We start from the raw sequence: 1,020 nt of genomic DNA, 5'->3' as shown, positions 1-1,020 counted from the left end.
GCCAACAACATATCGTGACGCACGCCGAGGAAAACCAGCATAATTGCAAGCCCGCCTGCAACGCCTCCCGTGGCATAACGCATGAAAAGCTGGCGCATTGCGTGAGGACCAACTGGTTTGATATCTGCTGTCAGCTTGTCGATCAGATCATCGGTCACGCCCTTTACCTCCAAATCTTTGCGCTAGTGTTGCAAGACCGCGGTGGATGGCGACTTTGACCGCGCTCTGGCTCATGCCGGTGTCACGAGCGGCTTCATCTATGGATTGTCCCTCGATTTTTACTTTGCGGATCAAACCTGCGGTGCGTTCGGAAACACCGCTCAACATCCTGTCTACGTCCATCCGCGCGTCGGTGGCTTCGGCGTCATCGGACACAGTAACATCTTCTTCCAGAGGTGTAGCAGTCTCACGCCCGTGACGGCGTAGATGATCGACAAGCTTGTGATGTGCAATTCCATTCACCCAAGGCAGAAACGCCATGCCTCGATCATAGGTTATGCGTCGGGTATGGATCGCCAGCAAAGTCTCCTGAATGAGGTCTTCCGCTTGCGATTTATCGCCGAAAAGACGGTGTAGAAAGTATGGTTTCAGCCGGCGCGACAAATCCTCAAGCAAGGTCCGATAGGCTGCCTTATCTCCGTCGAGCGCCAATATCATCAGTTTTTTCAACCTCTCTTCGTTCGAATAGGTCAGGTTACAACTCCCAATCACCGGCATATTCGTGAAAGAAGCCGAAAAGGTTACAACTTCCGTTGAGGCGATCACATCGCCGTGATCGGTGTAACCATTTGCCTCTGTCTGTCGAAACTCCTCCTGTTACGCGCCGCTGGCGCCCAGATGAACAGGAGTATCGTCATGACTATCAAACAGAACATCATCGTCCTTCCGGCGCTCGCCCTGCTTGCCGCTATATCTTTCACGCCGGTTTCTTTTGCGCAAGACGCGATGAAAACCGACACCATGAAGTCTGACACTATGAAGAAGGATTCCATGGGCAAGCATGACGCCATGAAAAGCGAC

Annotated in this window: 3 protein-coding genes; 1 reads left to right on the top strand and 2 read right to left on the bottom strand. The window is 52.6% G+C overall.

The genetic code is table 11. From position 1 onward, the window contains the following. Window positions 1–158, bottom strand: a 158-nt coding sequence (locus FHW03_RS25975) for an NrsF family protein (protein ID WP_182523287.1), incomplete at its 3' end; no start/stop codon positions are given. Next, window positions 148–657 (bottom strand): sigma-70 family RNA polymerase sigma factor, encoded by a 510-nt coding sequence (locus FHW03_RS25970; protein WP_182523288.1) that lies wholly within the window; start codon window positions 655–657, stop codon window positions 148–150. The genes FHW03_RS25970 and FHW03_RS25975, both read right to left, overlap by 11 nt. Window positions 658–855: 198 nt before the next feature. On the opposite strand from FHW03_RS25970, the gene FHW03_RS25965 reads away from it, so the two are divergent. Continuing rightward, window positions 856–1,020 (top strand): pentapeptide MXKDX repeat protein (locus FHW03_RS25965; protein ID WP_182523286.1); only part of this gene is annotated, 165 nt, incomplete at its 3' end.

Origin of the sequence: Ochrobactrum sp. RH2CCR150, assembly GCA_014138095.1 — a bacterium.
Taxonomy (GTDB): Bacteria; Pseudomonadota; Alphaproteobacteria; order Rhizobiales; family Rhizobiaceae; genus Brucella; species Brucella gambitense.
This window is presented reverse-complemented; position numbering and strand designations above follow the sequence as displayed.

What these genes read in the sequence shown, in the direction of transcription:
- FHW03_RS25970 (WP_182523288.1), bottom strand. Translation starts at nt 657, where the DNA reads ATGATATTGGCGCTCGACGGAGATAAGGCAGCCTATCGGACCTTGCTT.